Annotated in this window: 9 protein-coding genes; 6 read left to right on the top strand and 3 right to left on the bottom strand. The window is 74.3% G+C overall.

Translation table 11 applies throughout. The features are described 5' to 3' along the window. Window positions 1-60: 60 nt before the first annotated feature. On the bottom strand, window positions 61-510 hold the full coding sequence (locus tag AB0O40_RS36915; RefSeq protein ID WP_365050493.1) for a TOBE domain-containing protein: 450 nt from the start codon (window positions 508-510) through the stop codon (window positions 61-63). A gap of 365 nt (window positions 511-875) precedes the next feature. On the opposite strand from AB0O40_RS36915, the gene AB0O40_RS36910 reads away from it, so the two are divergent. Then, a complete protein-coding gene (locus AB0O40_RS36910; RefSeq protein ID WP_365050491.1) occupies window positions 876-1,448 on the top strand; it encodes an extracellular solute-binding protein in 573 nt (190 codons plus the stop codon). 96 nt (window positions 1,449-1,544) lie between these two features. After that, a complete protein-coding gene (locus AB0O40_RS36905) occupies window positions 1,545-3,080 on the top strand; it encodes an ATP-binding cassette domain-containing protein (RefSeq protein ID WP_365050494.1) in 1,536 nt (511 codons plus the stop codon). A gap of 15 nt (window positions 3,081-3,095) precedes the next feature. Here AB0O40_RS36905 and AB0O40_RS36900 read toward each other — a convergent pair whose 3' ends face one another. Next, entirely contained in the window at window positions 3,096-3,398 is a 303-nt protein-coding gene (locus AB0O40_RS36900; RefSeq protein ID WP_365050489.1) for a DUF6479 family protein, read from the bottom strand. A 312-nt stretch (window positions 3,399-3,710) separates the two neighbouring features. Here AB0O40_RS36900 and AB0O40_RS36895 point away from each other — a divergent pair, with 312 nt between their 5' ends. Next, entirely contained in the window at window positions 3,711-4,430 is a 720-nt protein-coding gene (locus AB0O40_RS36895) for a GvpL/GvpF family gas vesicle protein (RefSeq protein WP_365050487.1), read from the top strand. 77 nt (window positions 4,431-4,507) lie between these two features. Continuing rightward, window positions 4,508-5,389, top strand: a complete 882-nt coding sequence (locus AB0O40_RS36890) for a GvpL/GvpF family gas vesicle protein (RefSeq protein WP_365050486.1) — start codon at window positions 4,508-4,510, stop codon at window positions 5,387-5,389. A gap of 127 nt (window positions 5,390-5,516) precedes the next feature. Here AB0O40_RS36890 and AB0O40_RS36885 read toward each other — a convergent pair whose 3' ends face one another. After that, window positions 5,517-6,254, bottom strand: a complete 738-nt coding sequence (locus tag AB0O40_RS36885; RefSeq protein WP_365050484.1) for a VOC family protein — start codon at window positions 6,252-6,254, stop codon at window positions 5,517-5,519. A gap of 90 nt (window positions 6,255-6,344) precedes the next feature. Between AB0O40_RS36885 and AB0O40_RS36880 the strand changes: the two genes are divergently transcribed. Then, a complete protein-coding gene (locus AB0O40_RS36880) occupies window positions 6,345-7,145 on the top strand; it encodes a hypothetical protein (RefSeq protein WP_365050482.1) in 801 nt (266 codons plus the stop codon). 67 nt (window positions 7,146-7,212) lie between these two features. Beyond that, window positions 7,213-7,842, top strand: a complete 630-nt coding sequence (locus AB0O40_RS36875; protein WP_365050481.1) for a VanZ family protein — start codon at window positions 7,213-7,215, stop codon at window positions 7,840-7,842. The last annotated feature ends 198 nt before the right edge of the window (window positions 7,843-8,040 follow it).

The raw sequence follows: 8,040 nt of genomic DNA, 5'->3' as shown, positions 1-8,040 counted from the left end.
GGCAGCAGAGGCTTGCGGACAGCGCGCCGGCAGAAACTGCGGGGAGCGAGATGGATACGTCTACCTTGGCGAGCCAAGCAAAGACGATCCCGAGGCGGCGGCGAGGGAGATCTCGGTCGACTTGATCAGCGCGACGACCGAGGTGCCGGCGGCCAGGCCCAGGGCCTCGACGGCGTCCTTGGTGATCGCGGCAGTCAGCTCGCCGCCCTCGACGGTGACCTTGACGGAGCCCATGGCACCGCCGGTGGCGACGTCGGTGACCGTGCCGGGGAGCTGGTTGCGGATCGAGATGCCCTCGACCGGGCCGGTGGCGAGGGCGACCTCGGTGGACTTCACGAGCGCCTTCACGGACGAGCCCTCGGCCAGGCCCAGGTCCTTGACCGCGTCGGTGGTGATGGCGGCGGTGATGTCCTGGCCGCCGGTCAGGCGCACCTTCACCGAAGCCATGGCCTCGCCGGCGGTGACGGCGGTGACGGTGCCGGCGATCTGGTTACGGATGGACAGGCTCATGGAAACACGCCTCACAAACTCGGAAACGAAACGGCAGGTACGTATGTGACCTGCGCCATTTCCGACACTACTGGACGAGAATCCGCTCCCGATTCAGGTACATCGCATTCGCCAACCGAACGGCCGCACCCGGGTGGCGGATTCGAGGAGGGTCCCCATACCCGAGTTTCCCCAGCCCCCCGACCCGTCCGACCTGGGACATTCGACTCATCAATCCCTCGGGTCGATTTACTACGGGCGCACCTGGACCGAATTGCAGATGAGGGCTCACGGATGCTCCAGTGGTGGTAAATACCGCCTTGCTGGACCGCCTGCCCTGCATGTGCACGGGGCCCGGACAATCCGAACCGGAGTGAAATCCAGCCATGCGCTCACCTACCGCCGTCCGGCGTCTTGGCGCCACCGCCGGCCTGCTCGGCGGCACCCTCCTGGTCCCCGCTCTGGCCGCCTGCGGCGGCTCGGACGACGCCCCCGCCGCGGCCTCGCCCTCCGCCTCCGACTCGGCGGGCGTGCCGGCGGCCAAGCTGACCGTGCTGGCCGCGGCCTCCCTGACCGACGTGTTCAAGACCGCGGGTGCGGCGTACGAGAAGGCCCATCCGGGCACGAAGGTCACCTTCTCCTTCGCCGGGTCGCAGGAGCTGGCCTCGCAGGTCAAGCAGGGCGCCCCGGCGGACGCGCTGGTCACCGCCGACACCAAGACCATGGACGGCCTCAAGGGCGAGGCGGACGCGGGCCTGGTCTACACGACGGACGCCACCGGGGCGGGCGGCAAGGTCGAGGCGGTCGACATCCCGGACGACCAGAACGCCGTCGCCTCCTACCCGGCCGCCACCCTCAAGGCCACCAAGAACACCGCGGCCGCGCAGGCCTTCGTGCAGTGGCTCTCCTCGCCCAACGCGCAGAAGATCCTGCAGGACGCGGGCTTCCAGAAGCCCTGACCGAGCACGAGCCGCACCGTGATCACCCGTCGCACCGCCCGGCCCCGGCCCCCGCTGGTCCTGGCCCTGCCCGCGCTGCTCGCCGTCGCGTTCCTGATGGTGCCGCTGATCGGGATCCTGGTCCGGACCGAGTGGGGCGAGCTCGGCGCGCACCTCACCACGCCCGGTTCGGTGGAGGCGCTGAAGCTCTCCCTCCTCGTGTCCTTCTGGGCACTGGGGCTCTCGGTACTGCTGGGCGTACCGCTGGCCTGGCTGCTGGCCCGGGTAGACTTCCACGGCAAGGCGCTGGAGCGGTCGCTGGTGCTGCTGCCGATGGTGCTGCCCCCGACGGTCGGGGGCGTGGCGCTGCTGCTCGGTTTCGGGCGGCGGGGGCTGCTCGGCCCGTTCCTCGATGACGCCTTCGGCATCACCCTGCCGTTCCACACCTCGGGGACGGTCGTGGCGGCCACCTTCGTGGCGATGACGGTCCTGGTCGCGCTGCGCGGCCGGTGGACCGGCGGCCACGCCGTCCGCGGCATCCACCACGCCGCGCCCGCCGACGACCCGGTCGTACTGGATCCCGAGCGGGACGAGCGCGCGCTGCCCGCGCCGGAAGGCCGGTGGGCGCTGCACGCCGAGGTGACCGGCTTCAACCGGCTGACCCTGGAGGCGGAGCCCGGCACCACGATCGCTGTCGTCGGCGAGAACGGCGCCGGCAAGACGACCCTGCTCCGCGCCCTGCTCGGCCTCACCCCGCGGGCCCACGCCGACCTGCGGCTGGGCGGCGACGACGTGACCGCGATGCCGCCGCACCGGCGAGGGGTGGCCTGGGTGCCCCAGGACGGCGCCCTCTTCCCGCACCTGACCGCCCCCGGCAACACCGCGTACGGCCTCCGGGCCCAGGGCGTGGCCCGGGCCGAGGCCCGGGAGGCGGCCCGGGTGTGGCTGGACCGGCTCGGCGTGGGCCACCTGGCGGGCCGCAGGCCCGCGCAGCTCTCCGGCGGCCAGGCCCAGCGGGTGGCGCTGGCCCGGGCGCTGGCCGCCCGGCCCCGGCTGCTGCTCCTGGACGAGCCGCTGGCCGCCCTCGACCAGACCACCCGGGCCCGGGTACGGCACACCCTGCGCACGCACCTGGCCGGCTTCGGCGGGGTCTGCCTGATCGTCACCCACGACCCGGTGGAGGCCGTCTCGCTGGCCGACCGGGTACTCGTCCTCTCCGACGGCCGCGCCCTGCAGTACGCCTCGCCCGCGGACGTGACGCGCAACCCGCGCTCGCCGTGGGTGGCCCGGATGCTGGGCCGCAACGCCTGGCCCGGCACCACCACCGCCGACGGCGTCAAGCTCGCCGCCGGCGGGGCGGTGGTGGTCGCCGAGCCCTGCCCGGAGGGCTCCGACGCGCTGGCCATCGTCGCCCCCGAGGCGGTCTCCCTGCACCGGGAGCAGCCGGCCGGCAGCCCGCGGAACGTGTGGTCGGGCACCGTCCGCGAGGTCACCGCGGCCGGCAGCCGGCTGCGGGTCCTGGTCTCCTCGCCGGCCGTGGCCGACGTGGTCGCGGAGATCACCCCGCAGGCGGCCGCCGAGCTGGGGATCGCCGACGGCACCGCGGTGTGGTGCAGCGTGAAGGCCACGGAGATCACCGTCGTGACCCTCTGACCCGGCGGAGGCCCGTTACGCGCCGGGGCCCTCGTCGCCCTCGCGGCGGCTGCCGAAGTTGCCGTAGCCCTTCATGTCGTGCGGGGAGAGCCGGTCGCCGTCGTCGGGGAACGCCGTGCCGTCCGGTTCGCGCCGCTCCTCGACGTGCTGGGGGTGGACGGGCGGCCGTACCGGATTGCGCGGGGGCGGCGGCTCGGCGGCGCGCCGCCGGATGCCCCACCAGACGGCCAGCACCAGCAGGAGCGCCACGACGATGCCCACGGCCAGCAGTCCGCCGCCGGCTCCGGCGGCGGCCAGCGGGAGGGAGGAGGTGTCCATAGGTCTGCCTTTCCCAAACGTGAGGTCGGTCCACGGCTGATCACGATGTCCCGCTGCTCCCCCGATCCGGGCCGGTCATGCGCCCCGTACCCGTGCCGTTCCCGAGGCGGAGCCGTCGGGGCCGGCGGCCGCCCGGTCCTGCGCCCAGGCAACCCGCCCCAGCGGTACGGGGGTTCGCCGACGGATCCGGCGCGGCCGGGGCGGTTTGCGGTACGGGCGGCAGGACATACGCGGCAGCAGAACGGCCCGGGACGAGAAGACCGGGAGCCGGCCCCGCGGCCGGCGCGCCACCGCCCGCCGGGAGGAGAAGGAATGAGCACCTACGTCTACGGCATCGCACGAGCCGGACAGAAGCTGCCTGACGCGCTGGCGGGCATCGGCGAACCACCCCTGCCCGTCCGCGCCGTACGCGCCGGACAACTGGTGGCACTGGTCAGCGACGCGCCCACCGAACTCAAGCCCGAGCGCCGCGACCTGCTGGCGCACCAGCGGGTGGTGATCCAGGCCGGCGGCACCGGCCCGGTCCTCCCGCTGCGCTTCGGCGGGGTCTCCCCCGACGACGACACCGTCACCTCCGTCCTGGCGGAGCACGAGGAGAGCTACCTGGAGCGGCTGACGGAGCTCGAGGGCAAGGACGAGTTCAACGTCAAGGCCTCGCACCTCGAGGAGGACGTGCGCGCGACCGTCCTGACCGGCGACCCGCGGCTGCGGTCCGTGCAGCAGGACCTGCGCGACGCCGGCGGCGGCACGCACGCGCAGAAGCTGGCCTTCGGCGAGATGGTCGCCGCCGCCGTGGCGGCCCGGGAGCAGGCCGATGCCGTGCTCGTGGCGGAGGCGTTGCGGCCGTACGCCCGTGCCGTGCGGCACGGACCGGAGGGCACCGATTGGCTGGCCAACCTGTCCTTCCTGGTGGCCCGGGAGGACCAGGAGCACTTCCTGGAGGCGGTCCGGGGCGTCCACGAGCAGCACACCCACCTGCAGGTCCAGGTGACCGGCCCGCTCCCCCCGTACAGCTTCGCGGAGGTGGGCTGACGGTGGGACTGCTCACGACCGGGACCGCCTCGAAGGGGCCCGCCGGGCGCCGGAGCCCCACAGCGTCAGGAGCGGGTATGAGCGAGCCGGAGCTGTTGTACGTGTACGCGGTCGTGGCCGCGGCGGACGCCGCCGTCCCGCAGCTCCCGGAGCTGGCCGGGGTCGAGGGGGTGGACGGCGGGGCGGACGGCCCCGCCCCCGGCCCCCGGGCGGTCGGCGACGGCGTGCTCGCGGCGGTGGTGGACCCGGTCGAGCACGCGTACTTCGAAGAGGCCGCGCTGCACCTGCGCCTGGAGGACCTGTCCTGGCTGGCCGGCCTCGCCCGGGCCCACCACCGGGTGGTGACCGCGCTGGGCGGGGCGCGCACCACGGTCCCGCTGCAGCTGGCGACCGTCTGCCGGGGCGAGGACGGCGTCCGCAGGCTGCTCCGGGAAGGCCGGGAGCGCCTGCTGGCCGCCCTGGCCCGGCTGGAGGGGACCGAGGAGTGGGGGGTGAAGCTGTACGCGGACCCGGCGGGCCCCGAGGTCCCCGAGGTCCCGGTGCCGGCGGCCGGCGGGGCCCCCGCCACCGGTCGGGACCACCTCCGGCGGCGGCTGGGCGACCGGCGCCGGCACGAGGAGCGGACCGCTTCGGCCGCGACCACGGCCGAGGCCGTCCACCGGCGCCTGACCGCCCTCGCGGCCGAAGCGGTCCTGCACCCTCCGCAGCGCGCCGGGCTGGTGAAGCCCGAGCCGTCCGGGACGCCCGAGGAGGCCGGCCCGCCCGAGGTCAACGTCCTCAACGCGGCCTACCTGGTGCCCCGTGACGACCGCCCGGACTTCCTCGAACGGCTGCCCGGACCCGAGGAGTTGCCCGCCGGGATGCGCGCCGCGCTCACCGGCCCCCGGGTCCCGTACTCCTTCACCCACATCAGCGACGGCACCCGGGACGCGGAGGGCCGGGAGGGGGGTCCGCGGTGACCGACCACGGACGGATCCGCCCCGGTGTACCTGGCGGACCGGCTGTTGACCGGCTGTGGACCGGCGGCGGGCTGGAGCCGGAGGAACTGAACATCCGCCTCGGCCCGCTGGGCACCCTGCTCTGCGCTCAGCGGGGGCTGAGCAGGCAGAACTCGTTCCCCTCGGGGTCGGACAGGATCGACCAGGAGATGCCGGACTGGTCGATCCCCGGGTCGCCGGCGCCCAGGGAGCGCAGCCGTGCCTCCTCGGCCGCGAAGTCGTCGCCGCGGTAGGGGCTGATGTCGAGGTGGACGCGGTTCCACACGGTCTTGGCGTCGGGGGTGCGGACGAATTCCAGGTACGGGCCGACGCCCTGGGCCGAGCGCAGGCTCGCCTGGGCGTCGCCGACCTCGTGCAGCGTCCAGTCCATCGCCGCGTCCCAGAACCGGGCCTGCTCGCGCGGGTCGGCGCAGTCCACCACCACCGCGGCCACCGGCCCGGTGTCCCGGTAGCGCGGGCGGGGCTCCAGGACGCAGAACTCGTTGCCCTCCGGGTCGGCCATGACGGTCCAGGGGACGTCGCCCTGGCCCACGTCGGCGAGGGTCGCGCCCAGGTCCTGCAGGCGCGCGACCAGCTCCTTCTGGTGGGCGTCCGAGGTGGTGGCCAGGTCGAGGTGGACCCGGTTCTTCACCGTCTTGGGCTCCGGCCGGGCGATGATGTCGATGCACACGGCCACCGGGTCGGGGTAGGCGAAGCCCACGGGCTCGAGGTTGGTCACCCCGGGCCCCTCGCTGTCCGTCCCCCAGCCGAGCGCCGCCGCCCAGAACGCGCCGAGCGCGGCGTCGTCGTGGGCCTTCATGTTGATCTGCACGAGTCGCGTAGCCATGACCATGATCCTAAGAGGCGTAACCGGGCCCGCCGCGGCCGCCCCCGCGCGTCGCGGCGGGGTGGGGCGGTCGGCTGCGAGCATGGGCGGATGTCCGAGGAACCGAACCCGATCACCGAGCTCTGGCCGCGCGTGCCGGCCGGGGCCACCGACTGGCTGCTGGAGCTGTGCGGCGACGGTCTGACCGGCTTCCTGCCCCCGGCGCTGCCCGACGCGGCGTGGGTGCTCAACGCCATGTACGAGCACGAGCAGGGGCCAGCAAACGTGTCGTACCACGAGCACCGCCGGGCGGGCCTGGCCGACGGCAGCATCGCCCCCGACATCGTCGGCGGCGTCGACCTGGACGAGGGGACGGTCTCGACCGGAGGGGGCCTGGGCCGCGCCCGGCACCCCGGCCCCGGCTGGCGGCGGCTGCGCTGGAGCGAGCTCGCCCGCCGCACCGGCGACCCGGCCGTACCCGAGGGCCTGCTCCCCTCCTACCGCTGCTTCCCCTCGGTCAAGAGGAAGGGCAGCTGGCCGCTGGGCATCGTCCCGCCCACCGAGGGGAGCCTGGACCGCGAGACCTGGTTCCGGCTGATCGCCCTCCTCACCGCACACAGTCCGGCCGGTGCCGACACCCGCTGCCTGGCGTACTACAACCCGATCTCGGTCGGTGCCCGCGACTACGCCGACCTCCACGTGCACGCCGGCCGGCTCGGGGACGCCGGGACCCTCTACGACCGGTACGAGGCGGACTTCAGTCCGGCCAACCTCTGGGCCGAGGACCGCTCCTGGGTCCTGTGCACCGACTACGACCTGTGGGCCACCAAGGTCGTCGGTCCCCCCGAACTCGTCGGCGCACTGCTGGCGGACCCCGAGATCGAGGCGGTCCGGCTGCCCTGGGCGCACTGACGCGACGCGCTCGGTCCGCCGACAACCTGCCTGCATCCAGCCGCAGTTCGGGGGTAAGCGCGGCCGTATGAGCCGGACAACGACGCGGATCAAGGACAGGTTCAAGGAACGCGTGCACGCGGCGCGCAGCGGTCGGCGGCGCCCGCCGAAGCGGCCGCCGCAGCCGCCGCGCCAGACGTGGGAGGCCTTCGCGGAGAACGACCGGGCGCATCCCGCACTGCGGGCGCTCGCCATGGTGGCGGCCTTCGTCGCCACCGTGGGGTTCAGCGTGGTGCTCGCCCACCTCACCCTCCAACCCTCGGCGGCATCCGTCGAGTTGGTGCACAGCAACGTACACCCCGGACGCTCCATCAGCCTCTACCTGGGCGACGCCCCGGCCCGGGACGCGATCCGCCAGCTGGGCGGCAACCTGCTGCTGGGCGTGCCGTTGGGCGTCCTGCTGCCCGTACTGGTGCCGCCCGCGCGGGGGTTGTTGCGGGTGGCCGTGGTGACGGCCGTGCTCATGATGCTCGTCGAGCTCATCCAGGGCGCCCTCGTCACGGGCCGGGCCTTCGACGTCGACGACGTCATCCTCAACACGACCGGCGCGCTGCTGGGCTACCTGCTGCTCGGCCGGCGGCTGGGCCGCGCGGTACACCGGCGCCGCCGGCACTGGTGGCACCGCTGGACGCACCGGCCGGCCCGCCTGCCCGAATGAGCCCGTGCCGGTCGCCGGCCCCTGTGCACGAGTGAACCCCCCGACGCCGCCAGAGTCGCCGGACGACCGGCCCGGACGGGATCGTGACCCGCGAGGATGGAGTCGCTGACGGCCTCGGGGCACGACGGCGAGGACCCGGCGAAGCTGTTCGCCGCTCTCGGCTTGCCGGCGGTCGGGACGATCGATATTCCATTGACC

It is taken from the genome of Streptomyces sp. NPDC089919, from assembly GCF_040684615.1.
Classification (GTDB): Bacteria; Actinomycetota; Actinomycetes; order Streptomycetales; family Streptomycetaceae; genus Streptomyces.
This window is presented reverse-complemented; position numbering and strand designations above follow the sequence as displayed.